This window comes from Brochothrix thermosphacta DSM 20171 = FSL F6-1036, assembly GCF_036884295.1.
Lineage (GTDB): Bacteria > Bacillota > Bacilli > Lactobacillales > Listeriaceae > Brochothrix > Brochothrix thermosphacta.
This window is the reverse complement of record NZ_CP145608.1, coordinates 1,806,316-1,826,995: the sequence shown is the minus strand read 5'-3', so window position 1 is coordinate 1,826,995 and position 20,680 is coordinate 1,806,316. Positions and strand designations below refer to the sequence as shown.

At 36.8% G+C, this 20,680-nt stretch carries 19 protein-coding genes and 1 pseudogene; all 20 read left to right on the top strand.

Annotation, left to right across the window (positions count from 1 at the left end; translation table 11 throughout):
* The first annotated feature begins 149 nt into the window (after window positions 1-149).
* The 20 genes and pseudogenes from V6S17_RS09180 (at window position 150) to ileS (ending at window position 20,380) form a co-directional block, all read left to right on the top strand.
* Window positions 150-689 carry a YceD family protein gene (locus tag V6S17_RS09180; protein WP_051536013.1) on the top strand — a complete coding sequence of 180 codons (540 nt, stop codon included), beginning with the start codon at window positions 150-152 and terminating at the stop codon, window positions 687-689.
* A 32-nt stretch (window positions 690-721) separates the two neighbouring features.
* Window positions 722-901: a 50S ribosomal protein L32 gene (rpmF, locus tag V6S17_RS09175; protein WP_029092346.1), complete on the top strand. Its 180-nt coding sequence runs from the start codon at window positions 722-724 to the stop codon at window positions 899-901.
* 179 nt (window positions 902-1,080) lie between these two features.
* Window positions 1,081-1,431: a hypothetical protein gene (locus V6S17_RS09170; protein ID WP_029092345.1), complete on the top strand. Its 351-nt coding sequence runs from the start codon at window positions 1,081-1,083 to the stop codon at window positions 1,429-1,431.
* A gap of 303 nt (window positions 1,432-1,734) precedes the next feature.
* A complete protein-coding gene (gene mraZ / locus V6S17_RS09165) occupies window positions 1,735-2,166 on the top strand; it encodes a division/cell wall cluster transcriptional repressor MraZ (protein WP_029092344.1) in 432 nt (143 codons plus the stop codon).
* A 16-nt stretch (window positions 2,167-2,182) separates the two neighbouring features.
* A complete protein-coding gene (gene rsmH, locus V6S17_RS09160; RefSeq protein ID WP_029092343.1) occupies window positions 2,183-3,118 on the top strand; it encodes a 16S rRNA (cytosine(1402)-N(4))-methyltransferase RsmH in 936 nt (311 codons plus the stop codon).
* A gap of 39 nt (window positions 3,119-3,157) precedes the next feature.
* Window positions 3,158-3,535: a cell division protein FtsL gene (gene ftsL / locus V6S17_RS09155; RefSeq protein WP_051457318.1), complete on the top strand. Its 378-nt coding sequence runs from the start codon at window positions 3,158-3,160 to the stop codon at window positions 3,533-3,535.
* Complete coding sequence (locus tag V6S17_RS09150) at window positions 3,532-5,781, top strand: penicillin-binding protein (RefSeq protein WP_029092342.1); 2,250 nt, start codon at window positions 3,532-3,534, stop codon at window positions 5,779-5,781. The genes ftsL and V6S17_RS09150 overlap by 4 nt, the downstream gene beginning before the upstream one ends.
* Before the next feature lie 36 nt (window positions 5,782-5,817).
* Window positions 5,818-7,284, top strand: a complete 1,467-nt coding sequence (locus tag V6S17_RS09145; RefSeq protein WP_029092341.1) for a UDP-N-acetylmuramoyl-L-alanyl-D-glutamate--2,6-diaminopimelate ligase — start codon at window positions 5,818-5,820, stop codon at window positions 7,282-7,284.
* Window positions 7,285-7,309: 25 nt separating this feature from the next.
* Window positions 7,310-8,284 (top strand): phospho-N-acetylmuramoyl-pentapeptide-transferase, encoded by a 975-nt coding sequence (mraY, locus tag V6S17_RS09140; protein ID WP_029092340.1) that lies wholly within the window; start codon window positions 7,310-7,312, stop codon window positions 8,282-8,284.
* Between the two features lies 1 nt (window position 8,285).
* Window positions 8,286-9,638, top strand: coding sequence for a UDP-N-acetylmuramoyl-L-alanine--D-glutamate ligase (gene murD, locus V6S17_RS09135; protein ID WP_029092339.1), 1,353 nt, complete (start codon window positions 8,286-8,288; stop codon window positions 9,636-9,638).
* Window positions 9,639-9,771: 133 nt separating this feature from the next.
* Window positions 9,772-10,863 (top strand): undecaprenyldiphospho-muramoylpentapeptide beta-N-acetylglucosaminyltransferase, encoded by a 1,092-nt coding sequence (gene murG / locus V6S17_RS09130; RefSeq protein WP_029092338.1) that lies wholly within the window; start codon window positions 9,772-9,774, stop codon window positions 10,861-10,863.
* A gap of 28 nt (window positions 10,864-10,891) precedes the next feature.
* Entirely contained in the window at window positions 10,892-11,686 is a 795-nt protein-coding gene (locus V6S17_RS09125; RefSeq protein ID WP_029092337.1) for a cell division protein FtsQ/DivIB, read from the top strand.
* A gap of 146 nt (window positions 11,687-11,832) precedes the next feature.
* Window positions 11,833-13,092, top strand: a complete 1,260-nt coding sequence (ftsA, locus tag V6S17_RS09120; RefSeq protein WP_029092336.1) for a cell division protein FtsA — start codon at window positions 11,833-11,835, stop codon at window positions 13,090-13,092.
* Window positions 13,093-13,125: 33 nt separating this feature from the next.
* Window positions 13,126-14,080: pseudogene (ftsZ, locus tag V6S17_RS09115) on the top strand (cell division protein FtsZ); the annotation flags it as partial.
* Window positions 14,081-14,267: 187 nt separating this feature from the next.
* A complete protein-coding gene (locus V6S17_RS09110; RefSeq protein WP_029092334.1) occupies window positions 14,268-14,942 on the top strand; it encodes a YggS family pyridoxal phosphate-dependent enzyme in 675 nt (224 codons plus the stop codon).
* 12 nt (window positions 14,943-14,954) lie between these two features.
* On the top strand, window positions 14,955-15,452 hold the full coding sequence (locus V6S17_RS09105) for a cell division protein SepF (RefSeq protein ID WP_029092333.1): 498 nt from the start codon (window positions 14,955-14,957) through the stop codon (window positions 15,450-15,452).
* Between the two features lie 20 nt (window positions 15,453-15,472).
* On the top strand, window positions 15,473-15,754 hold the full coding sequence (locus V6S17_RS09100; protein WP_029092332.1) for a YggT family protein: 282 nt from the start codon (window positions 15,473-15,475) through the stop codon (window positions 15,752-15,754).
* 72 nt (window positions 15,755-15,826) lie between these two features.
* Window positions 15,827-16,600: an RNA-binding protein gene (locus V6S17_RS09095; protein ID WP_029092331.1), complete on the top strand. Its 774-nt coding sequence runs from the start codon at window positions 15,827-15,829 to the stop codon at window positions 16,598-16,600.
* Window positions 16,601-16,715: 115 nt separating this feature from the next.
* Window positions 16,716-17,318 carry a DivIVA domain-containing protein gene (locus V6S17_RS09090; protein ID WP_069124499.1) on the top strand — a complete coding sequence of 201 codons (603 nt, stop codon included), beginning with the start codon at window positions 16,716-16,718 and terminating at the stop codon, window positions 17,316-17,318.
* A gap of 281 nt (window positions 17,319-17,599) precedes the next feature.
* Window positions 17,600-20,380, top strand: coding sequence for an isoleucine--tRNA ligase (gene ileS, locus V6S17_RS09085; RefSeq protein ID WP_029092330.1), 2,781 nt, complete (start codon window positions 17,600-17,602; stop codon window positions 20,378-20,380).
* The last annotated feature ends 300 nt before the right edge of the window (window positions 20,381-20,680 follow it).

Sequence of the window (20,680 nt, the reverse complement as noted above, 5' to 3'; positions counted from 1 at the left end):
AATTTTATCTTTACATATAATAATAACAAAAAAACAGCACGAATCAAAAAGCAACGAATGAATATATGTCCATTAAAGATAATAAGGTTGACAAATGATGTGATTTAAAGCTATAATTGGTCTTGTTGTCCATGTAGAGGTGATGAAAAATGTTGAAATGGTCTTTTTTACAAATACAAAAAAGCAGAAATGGATTTCCCGTTGATGAAGTGGTAGATCTTACTGAAATTTTGCATAAAAAAAATAAAGATGTACGTTCGGCAAAATCAATTCATGTATCAGGTCGCTTAGTAACTCAGCGTGATCAGGTAACAGTGACTTTAAAAGTAACTGGCGTTATTACGCTACCTTGTGCACGTACGTTAGTCGATGTACCATATCCGTTAGATATTAGTATCAGCGAAATAATGGTGAAAGATATTGCGGAGTTTTCGGGCAGTGATGATGTATATGAGATAACTGACAATCAGGTAGATTTAATGCCGATTATTGAAGAATGTGTGCTAGTTGATATTCCAATGCAGGTTTATGCTGCGGAATCAAATAAAGCATCAAAATCAGGTAATGGTTGGATTGTCGTTTCACAAGATGATCTTAACGCTCAGGAACAACAGTCTGAAGATGCTGAGGCACCAAAAGGTGATTCTCGATTAGCAGCTTTAGCTGATTATTTTAAAAAAGATGAGTAATCTTTAATTTTTATTTAAGGAGGTGTTTGAAAATGGCAGTACCAGCACGTAGAACTTCAAAAGCTAAGAAAAACAAGCGTCGTACACACTTTAAATTAGAAGTACCAGGTATGACAGCTTGCCCTAACTGTGGCGCATCAAAACTATCTCACCGCGTATGTCCAGAATGTGGACAATATAAAGGTGAAACAGTTGTAGAAGCAAAAGCGTAAAACGTTCTTTCACAAAAGTGAAACGTACACTTTTGATATAAAACCTTTCCGAGAGACCATGGCTCTTGGGGAGGTTTTTTCTTTTTATGAAGATGTAAATGAGAAACTGTCGCAAAAAAAAGAAGGATGTCGTATAATTAAAACAATAATTCTGTGTTCTATTGAGATGGAGGAATGTAATGAGTTTCCCGACAATTATTTGGGTAGTAATGCCACTATTTGTATTTATTTTAATAAAATTACTGACGAGAAAAAAACGCATGAATTTCCCATATGCTTATGTGATGTTGGTAGTGACCTTATCTGCAATCTTTTTTATTCTAAATGATTTAGCACTGAACCAATGGTTTTTATATCTTTTATTATTGTGTTTGATTATCGGTTTTATATACGTACTTATTTTCAATGCCATCAAAAAAGAAATTTATATAATTAAGATATTGAAAGGTTATACTAAGATACTGCTAATCGTAGTTATTTTTAGCTATTTTTTAACAATTGTCATGTGGGTTCTTTCGTTTTTCATGTGAATAATGACGTATAGTCAAAATGAAACAGCGTGATAAAGCTGTTGACAATAGAGTTTATAAGGTCGTAAAGAATTTATTTTCTTACGACCTTTTTTTTGTTCGTATTTTATACGAACACTGTTAGGTAAACCTTTAAAATAGTTTTAAATAAAATTTGAAATAAGAAAAGTATTTTTTTATGTAAAAAAAAGCGCAAATTAGTGGGAGATTTACTTCTGGTTAAAAGGTAGTGATTTTTTTTTGGTTCTAAGTGGTGGAAAGTGGGGGAATGTGGTAAACTTAAAACAGAAAAGGGGTGTGCTTATGTTTATGGGAGAATATGCTCATAATATCGATGTAAAAGGTCGACTTATTATGCCTGCAAAATTCCGTGAGCAGTTAGGCGAACACTTCGTGGTTACCCGGGGGTTGGATAAATGTTTGTTTGTTTATCCAATGTACGAGTGGGAAATACTTGCTGCAAAATTGCGAGAGCTCCCGTTAACCAAAAAAGATGCACGTGCTTTTTCACGTTTCTTCCTTTCGGGCGCAGTCGAATGTGAACTCGATAAACAAGGACGCATCAATCTACCTCAGAATTTACTAAAATATTCCTTAATTGAAAAAGAAACAACTATTGTCGGCGTATCAAGTCGTATTGAAATATGGGCTCAATCAGAATGGGAAACATTCTTTGATGAAGCAGAAGAATCATTTGCTGAAATAGCAGAACAAATGTCGGATTTTAACCTATAGAGAAGATGGTGAAAATATGTTTAAACATGAAACAGTTTTATTACATGAAACAGTCGATGCGCTGGATATTAAACCAGACGGCATTTATGTCGATTGCACATTAGGTGGCGCTGGCCACAGTGAGTATTTGTTATCGCAATTATCTGATGAGGGTCACTTGTATGCATTTGATCAAGATCAAACAGCAATTGATAACGCAAAGGTTAAGTTAGAAAAATACAATGAACGTGTCACGTTAGTTAAAGCGAATTTTCGAGATATCCGTCGTGAACTTGCTAATCGTAATGTTGATGCAGTTGATGGTATTTTGTATGATTTGGGTGTATCTTCACCACAATTAGATGAAGCTGAACGAGGGTTTAGTTATCATCAAGATGCTAAGTTAGATATGCGTATGGATCAAGAACAAGCGTTGACTGCAGAAGTTGTTGTTAACGAGTGGCCTTATGAAAAATTAGTTCGTATATTCTTTCAATATGGCGAGGAGAAATTTTCGAAACAAGTGGCGCGTTTAATTGAAAAACGTCGTGAAATCAAACGTATCGAAACGACAGGTGAATTAGTTGAGTTGATTAAAGATGCTATCCCTGCTCCTGCAAGACGTAAAGGTGGTCATCCAGCTAAACGTGTTTTCCAAGCGATACGTATCGCAGTGAACGATGAACTGGGTGCTGTAGAAGAATCGCTTGATCAAGCAGTTAATCTTTTACGAGTGGGTGGACGTGTTTCTGTTATCACTTTCCATTCACTGGAAGATCGTATTACAAAATTGATTTTAAAAGATTATGCCAAAGGTCCTGATCTACCACGTAATTTACCAGTTATACCGCATGAATATCAACCGAAATTGAAGATTATAGCAAGAAAGCCAATTCTACCATCAGAAGAAGAATTAGAAGTAAACAATAGAGCGCGCTCTGCAAAACTTAGAGTAGCCGAGTGTTTAAAATAATCATAACTAACAAAAGAGAAGAATGGAGCTGAAAAAAAGATGGCCAACAATGCAGCGCGACAAATAGAAAGACAACCGAGAGTCAATAAACCTGCGGAAAAACCAAATAGACAGGTACGACAAGGTTATAGTCCTGAGCAACAAGCACTTCGTAAATTACGAAATGTATTCGTTACTGGTATTGTGAGCGTGTCAGCTTGTTTGTCCATCTGGCTCTTATCTGTTCAGGCAAATAATTATGAAATGAACACTAATATCCAGCAACAAGAAGCTAAAATCACACAACAAGTACAAACGAATTCTGATTTAAAAGCGAACGTTGATGAATTAAGTCGCTATGATCGGGTGTATAAAGAAGCAAATAAGAATGGATTAAAATCTAACGAAAACAACGTTAAGGCTGTGGATATTAAATGAAAAAACTTATGAGAAACCGAAGAAGAGGCGCAATTTTTTTGCTGGGCTTTTTCGGTTTATTTTTTGTTTTACTGCTATCTCGCTTTCTTTATTTAGAAGTAGTCGGTAAAGCAAATGGAAGACCGTTAGCTAGCCAAGCAGCACGACAATATCTTCAAAAAGAAACACTCTTTTCACAACGTGGCGATATTTTAGATGTGAATGGTGAGGTTATTGCTGAGAATGTCACAACGTACTCAATGATAGCTGTCATTACACCTAGATTAACAATTGATAAAAATAATCCGCAACATGTTGTGGATCATGAACATACAGCTAAAGTACTTAGTAAATATATTGATATGAAAGAATCTGATATTTTGAAGATTCTGGATCAAAAATTAGATCAAGTAGAATTTGGTACTGCTGGTAAAAATATTAGCTCATCGAAAAAAAATGAGATAATGAAGGAAAAATTACCAGGTATTATTTTCAAGAAAACACATCAACGTATCTATCCTAATGGTGTCTTTGCTTCTAATTTAATTGGTTTAGTGAAAGAAGATGAACAAAAAGATGGCACGTTCTTGCAAAAAGGCCAGATGGGTATTGAAGATAGCGAAAATAAAGAATTGAGCGGTACAGATGGTTCAATCAATTACAGTCAAGATAACTACGGTTTTGTATTGCCTAATGCTGAAAAAGTATTGAAAAAACCAGTCGACGGGGATTCTTTAACATTAACGCTTAACAAACGGATTCAAACCTTATTAGAAGAACGGATGACAGCAGCACAAAAAAAATACAAACCAGAAGAAATGATGGCTGTGGTGATGAATCCTAAAACAGGTGAGATTGTAGCGATGAGTCAACGACCAACTTTTAATGCTCAAACACGTGAGGGTCTCGATAAATCATGGCGTAATTTAATTGCAGAAGAACCATTTGAACCCGGTTCGGTTATGAAAATTTTCACTTTAGCTTCGGCTATCGAAAACGGTGTCTATAACCCTGATGCTTATTTCAAATCAGGCTCATATAAGGTAGATAAAATTACAATCAACGATTGGAATAATGGAGACGGTTGGGGCGACATTACTTTTAATGAAGGTGTTGCACTTTCATCTAACGTAGCCTTTGCAAATTTACTTGATAAAATTGGCACAACTCGTTTTAAATCAGCGCTTGAAAGTTTTGGTTTAGGTAAATCAACTAATAGTGGTTTGGCTAATGAAGCAACAGGAGATATTCTCTACCGCTATCCAATTGAGCGTGTAACAACAGCGTTCGGTCAAGGAACAACTGTTACAGCCTTGCAAATGATGCAAGGTATTAGTGCAATTGCAAACAATGGTAAAATGATGAAGCCTTACTATATTAAGTCAACCAAGGATGGTAAAACAGGAAAAGTTACTAAAACAAAACCTGAAGTTGTCGGTACACCGATTTCTAAAGCAACGGCAAATGCCACGCTTAAACAATTACGTTCGGTAATTGAGGCGAAAAACGGGACGGGCTCAATGTATAAATTAGATGGGTATAAATTAGCGGGTAAAACAGGGACAGCTCAAATTGCCAATCCTGATGGTTCTGGTTATATGACAGGACCGAATGATTACATATACTCGTTCATGGGAATTGCACCAGCAGACGATCCACAATTAATGATGTATGTTGCTGTGAAAAAACCAGTGATACAAGCAGGTGAATCGAGTACAGATGTGATTAAATCAATTTTCAATCCTGTTATGCAAACAAGTTTGCAGTACTTAAATATAAAACCAGAAAAAGAATTGAACGCAAAATCAGTGGTGATGCCTGATACCGCTAATATGAAAGTAAAAGATGCTCAAAAAGAGTTGAAGACATCTGGCGCTTCTGTTACGGTAGTGGGAGACGGTGATGAAATTGTCCAACAACTGCCTAAAAGCGGTGAAAATATCTTTGTTAAGCAGCGTGTTATTTTACTGACAAATGGTAATGTCACGATGCCTGATATGACAAATTGGTCGAAGAATGACGCGTTGAAATTCTCTGAAATTAGTGGTATTCCAATCAACTTTACGGGAGAAGGTTATGTGCTAAAACAAAGCATACCAGCAGGACAAAAAGTCAGTGCAAAATCTGAAATAACCTTAAAAATGGAAGATCCTTCCAAACTACCGAAATATAATGCTAAGCCGAGTACTGATGAAGCTAATGCTGATGAAAAACAAGAAACTGATGTGCATGTGAATGATGTTGCAGGTGCAATAACACCACAATAATTGTGTGTAGATGATGAAAGAAAGGAACGATTTGAAATGAAAATGAATGAATTATTGAGTAAGTTACCGTTAGTTGCTTATGAGGGGCAAGACATTGAAATTACTGATATGCAACAAGACAGTCGATTAGTGACACCAGGTACATTATTTATTTGTATAGATGGGTATACAGTTGATGGTCATGATTATGTTGAAAAAGCGATTGCGAATGGAGCAGTTGCTATTCTAGCTGAGAAACCTGTTGAAGTAACAACCGTTCCAGTTATTTATGTAGAAGATACAAATCGTGCAATGGCGATTTTAGCGGGTGCTTTTTTTAACTATCCTACTCATGAGATGAATATGGTTGCCGTAACGGGAACAAATGGTAAAACAACAGTGACACATTTGATAGAGCATGTCTTGCGAAATGTTAATCAAGTCACAGGTCTTGTAGGTACGATGTATCAAAAAATTGGAGATACAATCCAAACAACTAAAAATACAACGCCCGACAGCTTAACTTTGCAACGTTTATTTGCAAGTATGCGTGAGGAATATGTGGATACAGCTGTAATGGAAGTATCCTCTCATGCGCTTGTATTAGGAAGAGTTCATGGTTGTGATTATGATGTCGCTGTTTTTACAAATTTAACGCAAGATCATTTAGATTTTCATAAAACAATGGAAGAATATGCGATTGCAAAAAGTTTGTTATTTGCGCAATTAGGCAATGATTATCGTAGTAAACGACCTAAATTTGCAGTTGTTAATAAAGATGACAATGCAAGCGAGCGAATGATTACTGCAACTGCAGCTAATGTTGTAACTTATGGTATTATCAACGAATCAACATTCCGAGCAACGGACATTGTTATTAGTGGAAAAGGGACACATTTTACTTTATTATTCCAAAATAAGGCTTATCCTATCAAAATGCAATTAGTCGGTAACTTTAATGTATATAACGCACTCGCTGCTATTGCTGCAACTGTTGTACAAGGTGTGCCACTAGAAACAGCAATTGCTTCAATTGAAGCCGTACAAGGTGTAGCTGGTCGTTTTGAATTAGTAAGCGCTGGACAAGCTTTCCCAGTTATTGTAGATTATGCACATACACCTGATAGTTTAGAAAATGTTATACAAACGATTCGTGACTTTGCTAAAGGTCGAATTATATGTGTGGTAGGCTGTGGTGGTGATAGAGATCGTACTAAACGTCCGATTATGGCTAAAATTACAGTTGATCAAGCAGATATTGCCATCCTCACATCAGATAATCCACGAACTGAAGACCCAATGACAATTATTAATCAAATGGAAGCTGGTGTATCAGCTGAAGCCGTTTATATTAAAGAAGTAAGCCGCGAAAAAGCGATTCAAATAGCTGTCAGTGAAGCGCAAGAAGATGACGTTATACTGATTGCGGGTAAAGGTCATGAAACATATCAAATTATCGGAGATGTTACACACCATTTTGATGACCGTGAAGTAGCAGAAGAAGCAATAAAAAATCTAAAGTAAGTAAACAAGTTAGGGGAGAACGATTGTGTCTACAAAATTTATTATAGGAACAGCATTCATCGCATTTATAGTAACGGTGATGGCATTACCAATTTATATTCAAGCAATGCGACAACGTAAAGTGGGTCAAGAACAACGTGAAGAAGGACCGCAAAGTCATAAAGCAAAAACAGGTACGCCGACAATGGGAGCTATTATTTTTGTACCCGCGGTCTTTATTGCAACGTTAATTGGAACAGGTATCTCACGCGGAAGTGTATCAACGATGTGGTTATTGTTATTAACATTCCTTGGTTATGCCTTTATCGGTTTTTGGGACGACTTTGTTAAAGTTCGTGAAAAACGTAACTTAGGCTTAACTGCAAAACAAAAATTAATGGGACAGTTACTAATTGGTGTTCTCTTCTATGTTGTTTATCTTATAAACGGTTATTCAGAGTCATTAAATGTGCCTTTTACAGAAATAACAATTCAATTACCTTATATCTATGGCTTATTTATTATTTTTTGGTTGGTCGGCTTTTCAAATGCGACGAACTTAACGGACGGACTTGATGGGTTGTTGGCAGGATTGGCAACATTCTCGTTTGCAGCTTTCGGAATTATAGCTTACGTACAACATAATTTAGCGGTACTTTACTTCTGTATGGCAGTTATTGGTGGACTAATCGGATTCTTCTTGTTCAACCGCAACCCTGCAAAAGTATTTATGGGTGACACGGGGTCACTAGCACTTGGTGGTGCGATGGCAGCTGTATCTATCCTTCTAAAAGTAGAATGGTTGATGTTACTTATCGGGTTCGTGTATGTTGCAGAAACATTATCTGTCATGATGCAAGTAACTTATTTTAAATTAACGCACGGTAAACGTATTTTCCGTATGACGCCAATTCATCATCATTTTGAGTTAGGTGGTTGGTCAGAAAATAAAACAGTTGTTGTATTTTGGTGTGTGGGTCTTTTATGTTCTGTAGCAGCTGTATTGATGGAGGTGCTTTAAGATGAAGAAAATCACGACATATCGACATAAGAAGGTGCTTGTATTAGGCCTTGCAAGAAGTGGTGTCAAAGCAGCCGAATTACTTCATGAATTAGGTGCTTTTGTAACTATCAATGATAAAAAAGCATTTGCTGAAAATCCAGCAGCGCAAGACCTATTGGAAGAAGGCATCAAAGTTATCACGGGATCACATCCGATTGAATTGTTGGATGAAGGTTTTGAGTTAGTGGTAAAAAATCCAGGTATTCCTTACGAAAATCAAATGGTACAAAAAGCATTAGAACTTAATATTCCTGTTATTACAGAAGTTGAGTTGGCTTACCAAATTAGTGAGGCACAAATTGTTGGAATTACAGGAACAAATGGTAAAACAACAACAACAACATTAATTAATGAAATGTTAAATGCTGGCGATAAAACGGCGCACCTTGCAGGAAACATTGGTTTTCCAGCAGCAGGTGTTGCGATGGAAGCTAAAAAAGATGATGTTATCACGATGGAATTATCTTCTTTCCAGTTAATGGGTATCCAAACATTCCGTCCGCATATAGCAGTTATCGTAAACATTTATGAGGCTCATTTAGATTATCACGGCTCACGTCAAGGTTATGTAGCTGCTAAATTACGTATTTTTGAAAATCAACAAGCCGATGATTACTTAGTAGTGAATTGGAATCAACCTGAATTGCGAGAACTAATTACGCAAGCTAAATCGCGTATTGTGCCTTTTTCTACGAAAGAAGTTGTAGAAGCTGGAGCTTACGTGCTCGATGGTAATTTAATGTTTAAAGATGAAATAGTTGGACAACAACAAGATATTATTTTACCGGGTGAACATAACCTCGAAAATGTTTTAGCAGCGATTTGTGTTGCTAAATTAGAAGGACAAAGCAATGAAACCATTATGCATGTTCTTTCAACTTTTTATGGTGTGGAACATCGTACACAGTTTATCAAAACACTGAATAACAGACGTTTTTACAACGATTCCAAAGCAACGAATATCATTTCAACTGAGAGTGCTTTAAAAGGCTTTAAGGAACCTGTGGTGTTGTTAGCAGGTGGATTAGACAGAGGGACAGAGTTCGATGAGCTAAAACCGTTCTTTAAAAATGTTCGAGCTGTTGTTTTATTCGGTGAAACAAAACATAAAATTGCACGTGTTGCGACTGAAGCAGGCGTAGAACACATCAAAATAGTCACAGATGTAGAAGAGGCAGTGCCTGTTGCTTACGAATATAGCGAGCCAGGTGACGTTATTTTACTAAGCCCTGCTTGTGCAAGCTGGGATCAGGTGCCATCTTTTGAAGTGCGTGGCGATTTATTTATCAAAGCTGTACAAGAATTAGTTTAAAGAGTGATAACATGTGATAAGAAAAAGTGCGGATTGCATTTTTTCTTAGTCATCTGTTTATAAAAGATGCGATGTCAGTCGTTTCTTTTATAAGCAAATGAATAACATTAAGACATAAAAATAGAGGTGCTTTATGAAATTATTAATCAGTGGTGGCGGAACAGGTGGACATATTTATCCTGCTTTAGCGCTAATACGCCAATTCAAACAAGATTATCCCGAAGGCGAAGTTTTGTATGTGGGAACAGAAAAAGGATTAGAAGCGGATATCGTAACTAGAGAAGGCATCGCTTTTAAAACAATTGAAATAACAGGTTTTAAACGCAAATTATCGATGGAAAACATCAAAACAGTGATGCGTTTTTTAAAAGGTGTAACAGCCTCTAAAAAAATTATTAAAGAATTTCAACCGGATATTGTTGTGGGAACAGGTGGTTATGTGTGTGCACCTGTTGTGTATGCAGCAGCCAAACAAAAAATTCCAACGGTTATTCATGAGCAAAATAGTGTGGCCGGATTGACGAATAAGTTTTTAAGTCGTTATGTTGATAAAATTGCGATTGCTTTTGAAGCAGTTGCAAAAGATTTTCCAGCTAAAAAAGTAACGCTTGTAGGTAATCCTCGTGCGACAGAAGTTGTGCAAGCAGAAAATAACCCAGCTGTTTTAGAAGAATACGGACTAGATTTGTCAAAACGCACGGCTTTAATATTTGGTGGGAGTCGAGGTGCACGTGCCTTAAACGAAGCGATAATAGCAGCATTGCCAGAATTGGCGAAAAAAGATTATCAAGTACTTTGTGCAACAGGGGAAGTTCATTTTGAACGTATTGAGGAAGCTGCGAAGGCAGTCAATGCAACGAATGTGAAGATTGTACCATTTATATATAATATGCCAGCCGTATTGAAAAATAGTGATATTGTTGTTTCACGTGCTGGAGCAACAAGTTTGGCAGAGTTTACTGCATTAGGGTTACCATCAATTTTAATACCAAGTCCTTATGTTACAAATAATCATCAAGAAAAAAATGCACTTGCATTGGTTAATGCAGGGGCCGCAGAGATTATTCTTGAAAAAGAATTGACGGCAGCACAACTGATTAAGCAACTGGATCATTGTTTGTTAGATGAAACATATCAAAATAAAATGAAACAAGCAGCCAAACAACTCGGTTTACCAGATGCGGCTAAACAGTTATGTGATCTTGTCGTCGGTTTGACAAAATAATTGTCGCGCACAAAAGCGAGGTGAGAGCATGTCGGGTCCGAAGCAAACAAAGGTAGTTTCGATAGAAGATAAAATACCAGAATTAAAAAAATACAAAGAAAAAGTACGCAAACGTAAATTATACAGTTTGTTAGCTAGTTTTTTCTTCCTGATTTTGATTGTGCTCTTTTTCATATCACCGTTTAGTCGTGTGGATGAAGTGAAAATTGTTGATAATAAACGTCTGGCTAAAGAAGATGTTGTTAAATTATCGGGCATTGCACCGCAAGAGAGTATTTTTAAAATTAAGACTGCAAAAGTGAAAAAAACACTTGAGAAGTCTCCTTTGATTGAATCAGTTAAAATCAATCGTAAAGGTATTAATGACTATGAAATAAAGGTCGTTGAAAGTCAACCGGTTGCTTACATGTCAACTAAAAAAGGCTACATACCGCTTTTAGAGACAGGCTATTTAGATGAGTCTGATGTTTCTAAATATCCGTTAGGAAATGCACCAATACTAATTGGTTTTGAAAACAATACTAAAGTCTTAAGTGAATTAGGAAAACAATTAGAAAAAACATCATCTGAGATACGCAATTCAATGTCGGAAATAATCTTTAAACCAGAGAGCTTAAATAAAAAACGTTTGAATGTTTATATGAACGATGGTTTCAAGGTTGTAATCGCTATCAATAAGTTTGCAGAGAACTTTAAAATCTATCCTTCCATCATCGGACAAGTAAAAGATGGTTCAACAGGAGTGATTGATCTTGAAGTGGGTGCTTTTTACCAAAGTTACTACAATGAAAATAAAAAAATAAGTAAAAAAGAGCCTAATTAACCTTATATTGAAGTAATTTGCAAAAAAAGTATAGTTTTTCTTTTATTTAGCTTTTTACTAGTGTAGACTTGAATATAGGTATATCTATATAAAAGATGATTTATAAACAAAAAAAATAAAAACAGAAGCGAAGGAGGTGTCGGTGGATGAGTGGAAGTGATATGTATGTAAGTTTAGATATCGGAACATCGACAACAAAAGTAATTATTGCCGAGCATACCGATGGAAAACTAAATGTTATTGGTGTAGGTAGAGCCCCTTCTGATGGCATACGTCGTGGCACAGTTGTAGACATTGAAAAAACAGTTGAAGCTATTCGATCAGCTGTGAGTCAAGCTGAGGATATGGTAGGTGTTACAATTCAAGGTGTTGTTGTAAGCATGCTCAATTATCAAACGAATCTTTCAAGATGTCATGGCATGATTGCAATTAAAAATGAAAATAATGAAATTACGACAGATGATATACAAGATGTTATTGAAGCAGCACAAGCCATTGCAAAACCGAGTGATAGAGAAAAAATCAGCTTTGAATCATGTGTTTTTAAAGTTGATGGCGTTGAAGGAATTAGTGATCCCACAGGAATGTTTGGTGTGAGGTTAGAAGTTGAAGGAACGTTGATTACAGGTTCTAAATCGATTGTACATAACATTTTACGATGTGTTGAACGTGCGGGATTAGAAGTTACAGGGATGGTGTTACAACCGTTAGCTGCAGCTGAGACATGTTTGACAAAAGACGACAAAGATTTTGGAACAGTTTTAATCGATATCGGTGGAGGAATTACATCGGTTGGTGTTTTTGATCAAGGTCAATTGGTGGATGCGTTTGCTATCCCAGTCGGCGGTAGTCAAATCACTAAGGATATTTCAATCGGTTTAAATATTTCACTACGTCAAGCCGAACAAATTAAACTTGAACATGGGTATGCTTTTTCTGCCGATGCTAGTGAAAATGAAACGTTTGAAATTGATGTTATTGGTAGTTCTAAGGCTTTAACTATTAACCAAACGGATTTATCGGTTATAATTGAAGCAAGGTTGGAAGAGATTCTCGTAATGGTGGATGATGAACTCACTAATGCAGGTCTTAATCAACTCCCGAATGGCTTTGTGCTAACTGGTGGAACAACCGTTATACCAGGAATGATGGAAATAGCTGAACAGGTGTTTGATTCACGTGTTCGCATTGTATACCCAGACTATATAGGTGTAAGACACCCTTCGTTATCGACTGCTGTTGGACTTATCAGTCATGAAATTGAGTATGGTCAGTCAACTGAAGTGGATGAATATGAAGAAACTGGTGTAAGAGAACAACAACAAGATAAAGTCAAGGAACCTAAAGCTGAAGAAGATAAGCTCGTGAACAAAATGAAAAGAATGTTCGGTTCATTGTTTGAATAATACAAAATTAGCGACCACGTAGGAGGAAAAAATATGTTTGATTTTGATGAAACAAGAAGCTCTCTAGCCGTAATTAAAGTTATTGGTGTAGGTGGCGGAGGTAACAATGCTGTTAACCGAATGATTGAACATGGTGTACAAGGTGTTGAGTTTATTACTGTCAATACAGATGCCCAAGCATTAAACTTATCTCAAGCTGAAACACGCATGCAAATTGGTGGAAAACTAACGCGCGGTTTAGGTGCTGGTGCACAACCTGAAATTGGTAAAAAAGCAGCAGAAGAAAGCCGTGATCAAATCGAAGAAGTACTTGCAGGAGCAGATATGGTATTTGTTACAGCAGGTATGGGAGGCGGTACTGGTACTGGTGCGGCACCTGTTATTGCTCAAATCGCTAAAGAAGTTGGCGCTTTAACAGTGGGTGTGGTTACACGTCCGTTTACGTTTGAAGGACCAAAACGTTCTAAACATGCAGTTGCCGGAATCGAAGCGTTTAAAGAAGCAGTTGATACTTTGATTGTTATTCCAAACGATCGTTTGTTGCAAATTGTTGATAAAAATACACCGATGCTAGAAGCATTTAAAGAAGCGGATAATGTTTTACGCCAAGGTGTTCAAGGTATTTCTGATTTAATTGCCGTACCTGGTTTAATCAACTTGGATTTTGCCGATGTTAAAACAATTATGTCTAATCGTGGTTCAGCATTAATGGGTATTGGTTCAGCAAGCGGTGAAAACCGTGCAGCAGATGCAGCTAAAAAAGCAATTTCATCACCATTGCTAGAAGCTTCAATTGATGGAGCAAAAGGTGTTTTGATGAACATTACTGGCGCATCTAACTTGAGTTTATTTGAAGTTCAAGAAGCAGCTGAAATCGTTTCAAGTGCCTCTGATCCAGAAGTAAACATGATTTTCGGTTCTGTAATTAACGATGAACTTAATGACGAACTTGTCGTGACAGTTATCGCAACTGGTTTTTCTGAGGCAGGTAATACGCGTCAAGCAAAACCAACGTTTAATCGTCAAGCATCTCCAACGCGTGGAACAGAAGAAAAAACAAGTGAAACAACACCTGTAAATGAAACACCGCGTCACGATTTTGAAGCTGATTCTGATGATTTAGATATTCCAGCATTCTTACGTAATCGTAACCGCAATCGATAGGAGAATAGAACATGAGTATCAAAAGTAATTTTAGTGCAGTAACACACAAAATTTCAGTTTCAGCCGCAGCTGTTGGAACAAATCCACAGCTAGTAGCCGTAACTAAAACAGTGAGTAGTGATGTAATAGAAGAGCTTTATGCTTTAGGTCAACGCCATTTTGGTGAAAATAGAGCAGATGCTATTAGTGCTAAACACGATGTTTTAAATGAACGTTATCCTGATATTGTCTGGCATTTCATTGGAAGCTTACAAACGCGTAAAGTAAAAGATATTTTACCGTTTGTTTCATATATTCACTCATTAGATCGTTTGTCGCTTGCGAAAGAAATTAGTAAACGTGCCGATCGAGTGATTGATTGTTTTATTGAAGTCAATGTATCTGGTGAAGATAGTAAACATGGTTTAGTTCCTGAGGACGTTGTTTCTTTTATCGAAAAACTGCAAGAATATCAAAACATAAATATAATTGGTTTGATGACAATGGCACCATTTACATCGAATGATGATGAATTAAAAAATGTTTTTTCAAATTTAAAGACGATTCAAGAAGATGTGATAAAACAAAACTTTGAGTGGGCACCTTGTACTGAATTATCAATGGGTATGTCGAATGATTATCAGATTGCAATAAGTGCAGGAGCAACCTTTGTCAGAGTGGGTACCGAATTAGTAACGGAAATTTAAGGAGGGATTGCAATGTCGATGATGTCTAAATTCAAAGGCTTTTTCTACTTGAACGATGAGATGGAAGAAGAATATGAGGAACAAAAACAGGCGGTTAATCAACGACGAGAACCTGCACAGCAAAGTCAAGCGCAAGCTGTAAATGGAAATCAGCAACCAAATGCAACACGCAATGTAACGCCAAAAGAAAAAAAGAAAGCCGCTACTAAAAATAATGTTGTAAGAATTAATTCTGAAGTTGATGATACAAATGTTACATTACATGAACCACGTATTTATAGTGAAGTTCAAGGTATTGCAGATGCTTTGTTAAATCGTCAAGTTGTTGTTGTTAACTTACAACGTATGGATAAGGAACAATCTTTACGAATGATTGATTTCTTAAGCGGTAATATCTATGCGATAAATGGTGAAATTAAACGTTTAGGAAATAATATTTTTCTATGCGTACCTGAGAATGTAAATGTTGATGGTGCCATTTCTGAGTATATATCAAATAATGATCTTTAGATTATAAAAGAGGTGACCTAGTGGCACTATACACAATTTTTAATATTTTAATTACCCTATGTTCTGTTTATTCTTGGGCACTACTAATTTATATCTTATTAAGTTGGATACCTAATGCACAAGGTAGTAAATTCGGACAAATTTTAGGACGTATTTGTGAACCATTTCTAGAGCCATTTAGACGCTTTATACCACCAATTGGTGGCGTACTCGATATTTCACCAATCTTAGCATTAATTGTATTAAATCAATTAATTCCTCGTGGATTACAGGCGATTTTTCAATTTTTATCTGGACTCTAAGGCACATAAACACTATCCAAAAAAGAGACAGACCTTGTGTTTGTCTTTTTTTGTTTAGAGAAGGGAAATGTTATGGAAACAGTTTATCAGCATTTTAGACCATCAGAACGCGCTTTTATCGATACTGCAACAGGTTGGGTGACAAGTGCAGAAAATCAATATTCACCTTATCTCACGCCGTTTATTGATCCGCGCCAAGCCTATATTTTGAAAACGTTAGTCGCTCAAACACCTGACTTTTTATTAGAGGAGGCAGAATGGGCAAAGCAACATGAAAGAAGACGTTATTTAATTAGGCCCGACTATTACGAAGTGAGTGAAGCCGATTTTGAACTATCGTTATTATCAATTCGTTACCCGTCCAAATTTTCAACGCTAACACATCCCCATATATTAGGGGCTTTGATGAATGTTGGAATGAAACGCGAAGTTTTTGGTGATATACTTAACGTTGATCAAGCTTGGCAAATTGTTGTTGAAAAAGAAGTTGCTAATTACGTGATACTTAATTTAACTAAAATTGGTGCAATTAATGTCCAACTATCCGAAGTTGAGAGTTCGGAAGCTTTAAGTGTACCTAATGATTATGAAGATCGTTTTGTTACAGTTTCATCGATGCGTTTAGATACAGTTATTGCAGGTGTCTATAATATCTCGCGTCAAAAAGTTAAAACCATGATTGAAAGTGGTCTCGTTAAAGTAAACTGGCAACAAGTTGAAAATGCAACATTTGAATGTTCTGAGAACGATATGTTATCAGTAAGGAAGCATGGTCGCATTTTAATTATTGATCAAGTTGGTAAAAGTAAGAAGGATAAATTGAAGTTAAATGTGAAGGTCAAATAATTAAATTAACAACTATAGTCAAAAGATAATGATTTATACTTGATTAGTCAGTAGTATTTGCTATATAGTAGTAAGTATAAGACATTTTAGAGCATTATACACGGAGGTGGAGAAAATGCCATTATCACCATTAGATATCCATAATAAAGAGTTCGGAAAAAAATTACGTGGGTATGATGAAGATGAAGTCAATGATTTTCTAGAGCAGGTCATTAAAGATTATGAACTGACAATAAAAGAGAAAAAAGCGTTAGCAAGTGAATTACACACGAATAAAGAGCAATTATCACATTATAAAACAATTGAATCAACATTGAACAAGTCGTTAGTTATTGCACAAGATTCTGCAGATGAAACACGTAACGCTGCACAGCGTGAAGCAGAACTCATCGTGAGAGAAGCGCAAAATAATGCGTCTGAAATTGTGAATGAAGCCTTAACTAAAACACATCGTTTAGCTGTAGAGATTGAAGAGTTAAAACGTCAATCAAAAGTATTCCGTGAACGTTTACGTTTACTTGTTACGACTCAGTTAGACATGTTAGAGCACGAGGATTGGTCAACATCGTTAGAATATGATGAAAACGTTGAAGAGCGTGTCACAGATGCTTATGGTGAAGCCAAAGAAGCTGACTTTAATACAGCTCAAGAAAAACCAGCTGCTTTAATTGATGAATCATCAGATAATTCAACTAAAGAAGTTCCTGCAAAAGATTAAGCGACGATTGGAACGTTAATAGAAGAGGCGGACAAACAGCGATTTGACGAATGGTGGAAGGTCAAACAAACGCACAACTATTATAAATCATCCATGAGCTGCTCTGCTGAAATTAAGTAAGCTGAGCCGTAGCCACTGCGTTAAAGTGTCGAGTGAGTACATTTTTAGTCGAGCTAGTGATAGCCGTGCTAATAAGGGTGGTACCGCGAGTGAGTCTCGTCCCTTTTTCAAGGGAGGGGACTCTTTTATTTTGAGAACGATTAATTAGGAGGAATAGACAAATGGAGTATAAAAAAACACTATTAATGCCGAAAACAGCTTTCCCAATGCGTGGCGGTTTACCAAATAAAGAGCCTAAAATGCAAGAAGATTGGGCAGCTATGAACCTATACGAAGCGGTTCAAGAAAAAAATGCAGGAAAACCAACATTTATTTTACATGATGGACCACCTTATGCAAATGGCGCGATCCATACCGGCCATGCGATGAATAAAATTATCAAAGATATGATTATTCGTTATAAAGGGATGTCAGGTTATTCTTCACCTTATGTTCCAGGTTGGGATACACATGGTTTACCGATTGAGCAACAATTAGCTAAAAAAGGTGTTAAACGTAAAGAAATGTCACCTGTTGAGTTCCGTGAATTGTGTGAAAAATATGCACGTGAACAAATTCATATTCAACGCACTGGTTTTAAACGCTTAGGTGTTCAAGCTGAGTGGGATAATCCTTATATCACATTAGACCCTGTGTTTGAATCAAATGAAATTAAAGTATTTGGTCAAATGGCTGAAAAAGGTTACATCTACCGCGGTAAAAAACCCGTTTATTGGTCACCGTCAAGTGAGTCTGCTTTAGCTGAAGCAGAGATTGAATATGCTGATGTTACAAGCCCATCACTTTATGTTGCCTTTAACGTTAAAGATGGTAAAGGTATCGTTGATAATGATGCTGAATTTGTAATCTGGACAACAACACCATGGACATTGCCTGCAAACGTGGCAATTTCTGTTAATCCAGCATTTAATTATGTTGAAGTTGCTGTTGCTGACCGTAAATTTATCGTTGCTGAAGGTTTATTACCAGCTGTTTCTGAAACATTAGGATGGGAAGAAACAACAGTCTTAAAAACATTCAAAGGTAGCGAATTAGAATATGTTACAGCACAACATCCTTTCTACGACCGTGATTCTTTACTTATCGTTGGTGACCACGTCACGCTTGATGCAGGTTCAGGTTGTGTTCATACAGCTCCAGGACACGGGGAAGACGATTATTTCGCTTCACTTTCATACAAATTAGAAGTTATCTCACCAGTTGATGGTCGTGGTATCTATACAGATGAAGCGCCAGGCTTCGAAGGTGTTTATTATGAAAAAGCCAACCCTATGATTATTGAATTATTGGAAGAAAAAGGGCGCTTGCTTAAATTAGATTACTTCTCACATAGTTATCCACATGATTGGCGTACGAAAAAACCAGTTATCTATCGTGCAACACCACAATGGTTCGCTTCAATCGATGCTTTCCGTGAAGAAATTTTAGAAGCGATTGCTGGCGTTGACTGGGTTCCAGCGTGGGGCGAGCAACGTTTACACAACATGGTACGTGACCGTGGCGATTGGGTTATCTCACGTCAACGTGCTTGGGGCGTACCATTGCCAATTTTCTATGGTGAAAACGGCGATGCAATTATTACAAAAGAAACAATTGCTCACCTTGTACCACTATTCCGTGAACACGGTTCAAACGTATGGTTTGCTCGTGAAGCAAAAGATTTATTACCAGAAGGCTTTACACATCCATCAAGTCCAAACGGTACATTTACAAAAGAAACGGATATCATGGATGTTTGGTTTGATTCAGGCTCTTCACATGAAGGCGTACTAAATGAACGTGATTACTTAAGTCGTCCAGCCGATCTTTACTTTGAAGGTTCGGATCAATACCGTGGTTGGTTTAACTCATCAATTACAACAGGGGTTGCAATCAATGGTAAATCACCTTATAAACAAATCTTAAGTCATGGTATGGTATTAGACGGTAAAGGCCGTAAAATGAGTAAATCAATTGGTAATACAGTTGACCCTAATAAAATAATGAATCAAATGGGTGCTGATATCTTACGTCTTTGGGTATCTTCATCGGATTATCAAGCAGATGTTCGTATTTCAGATGATATCTTAAAACAAGTAGCGGATGTTTATCGTAAAATCCGTAACACATTCCGTTTCTTACTAGGAAATACTTCTGATTTTAATCCAACGACAGATGCTGTTGCTTATGACAAATTGTCGGAAGCTGATCAGTACATGTTAGCAACATATAATCGTTTAGCGCGCCAAATTGATGAAGCATACAACAAGTATGAGTTCTCAACAGTATACCGTGCGGTAAACAATTTTGTAACAACGGACTTAAGTAACTTCTACTTGGATTTTGCGAAAGATGTTGTTTACATTGAAGCAGAGGAAAGCGCTGCGCGTCGTAGTATGCAAACCGTATTTTATACCATTGCAAAAGGTTTAACACAATTATTAGCACCCTTGTTACCTCATACTGCGGATGAAATTTGGTCGTATCTTGAGTTTGAGACAGCGAAAAGTGTTCATTTAACTGATTTTGAATTGGTTGCTGAAACAGCTGAACAAACACAATTGATTGAAAAATGGACACGCTTTATGACATTGCGAGATGTGGTTCAAAAAGCATTAGAAGAAGCTCGTAACGAAAAGTTAATTGGTAAATCATTGATGGCGAAAGTTACTATCTATGCAGATCAAGCAACATCAGATCTTATCAATAGCATTAATAATGATGTGAAACAGCTCTTAATCGTCAGCGATTTTGAAGTTGTTGTTGGCACTGAAAATGCACCTGAAACAGCAACTAAAGGCGATAATGTCGCTGTTGTTGTTACGGCAGCAACAGGTGAAACATGTGAACGTTGCCGCGTTGTAAAAACAGACGTTGGTACTCATGCAGAGCACCCAACACTTTGTGGTAACTGTGCATCAATCGTTGAAGAACATTATGCAGATGTTGACCTAGAAGCATAAACATCAATGTAAAAAGCAGTATACGCAGCCACACTCTTGTGTGGCTGTTTTTTTGTGCTGACAATGTCGCGAATGTATTCGCTTTACGAGGACAGTATGGGTGCTAATATCGTAGCGGATTTATCCGCTTTATGAGGACAGTATGGGTGCTAATATCGTAGCGGATTTATCCGCTTTACGAGAGTAGTATGGGACGGAGCGCAAGCGAGTACCACTCCTTCTGTTAATTAAGAGCACTAATCCTTAAGTTAATGTCGTAAGAGTACCACTCCTTCTGTTAATTAATTAAGAGCACTAATC

What these genes read in the sequence shown, in the direction of transcription:
- murG (WP_029092338.1), top strand. Translation starts at nt 9,772, where the DNA reads ATGAAATTATTAATCAGTGGTGGCGGAACAGGTGGACATATTTATCCT.
- rpmF (WP_029092346.1), top strand. Translation starts at nt 722, where the DNA reads ATGGCAGTACCAGCACGTAGAACTTCAAAAGCTAAGAAAAACAAGCGT.
- ileS (WP_029092330.1), top strand. Translation starts at nt 17,600, where the DNA reads ATGGAGTATAAAAAAACACTATTAATGCCGAAAACAGCTTTCCCAATG.
- V6S17_RS09150 (WP_029092342.1), top strand. Translation starts at nt 3,532, where the DNA reads ATGAAAAAACTTATGAGAAACCGAAGAAGAGGCGCAATTTTTTTGCTG.
- V6S17_RS09170 (WP_029092345.1), top strand. Translation starts at nt 1,081, where the DNA reads ATGAGTTTCCCGACAATTATTTGGGTAGTAATGCCACTATTTGTATTT.
- rsmH (WP_029092343.1), top strand. Translation starts at nt 2,183, where the DNA reads ATGTTTAAACATGAAACAGTTTTATTACATGAAACAGTCGATGCGCTG.
- V6S17_RS09105 (WP_029092333.1), top strand. Translation starts at nt 14,955, where the DNA reads ATGTCGATGATGTCTAAATTCAAAGGCTTTTTCTACTTGAACGATGAG.
- V6S17_RS09145 (WP_029092341.1), top strand. Translation starts at nt 5,818, where the DNA reads ATGAAAATGAATGAATTATTGAGTAAGTTACCGTTAGTTGCTTATGAG.
- V6S17_RS09090 (WP_069124499.1), top strand. Translation starts at nt 16,716, where the DNA reads ATGCCATTATCACCATTAGATATCCATAATAAAGAGTTCGGAAAAAAA.
- ftsL (WP_051457318.1), top strand. Translation starts at nt 3,158, where the DNA reads ATGGCCAACAATGCAGCGCGACAAATAGAAAGACAACCGAGAGTCAAT.
- murD (WP_029092339.1), top strand. Translation starts at nt 8,286, where the DNA reads ATGAAGAAAATCACGACATATCGACATAAGAAGGTGCTTGTATTAGGC.
- V6S17_RS09110 (WP_029092334.1), top strand. Translation starts at nt 14,268, where the DNA reads ATGAGTATCAAAAGTAATTTTAGTGCAGTAACACACAAAATTTCAGTT.
- V6S17_RS09125 (WP_029092337.1), top strand. Translation starts at nt 10,892, where the DNA reads ATGTCGGGTCCGAAGCAAACAAAGGTAGTTTCGATAGAAGATAAAATA.
- ftsA (WP_029092336.1), top strand. Translation starts at nt 11,833, where the DNA reads ATGAGTGGAAGTGATATGTATGTAAGTTTAGATATCGGAACATCGACA.
- V6S17_RS09180 (WP_051536013.1), top strand. Translation starts at nt 150, where the DNA reads ATGTTGAAATGGTCTTTTTTACAAATACAAAAAAGCAGAAATGGATTT.
- V6S17_RS09095 (WP_029092331.1), top strand. Translation starts at nt 15,827, where the DNA reads ATGGAAACAGTTTATCAGCATTTTAGACCATCAGAACGCGCTTTTATC.
- mraZ (WP_029092344.1), top strand. Translation starts at nt 1,735, where the DNA reads ATGTTTATGGGAGAATATGCTCATAATATCGATGTAAAAGGTCGACTT.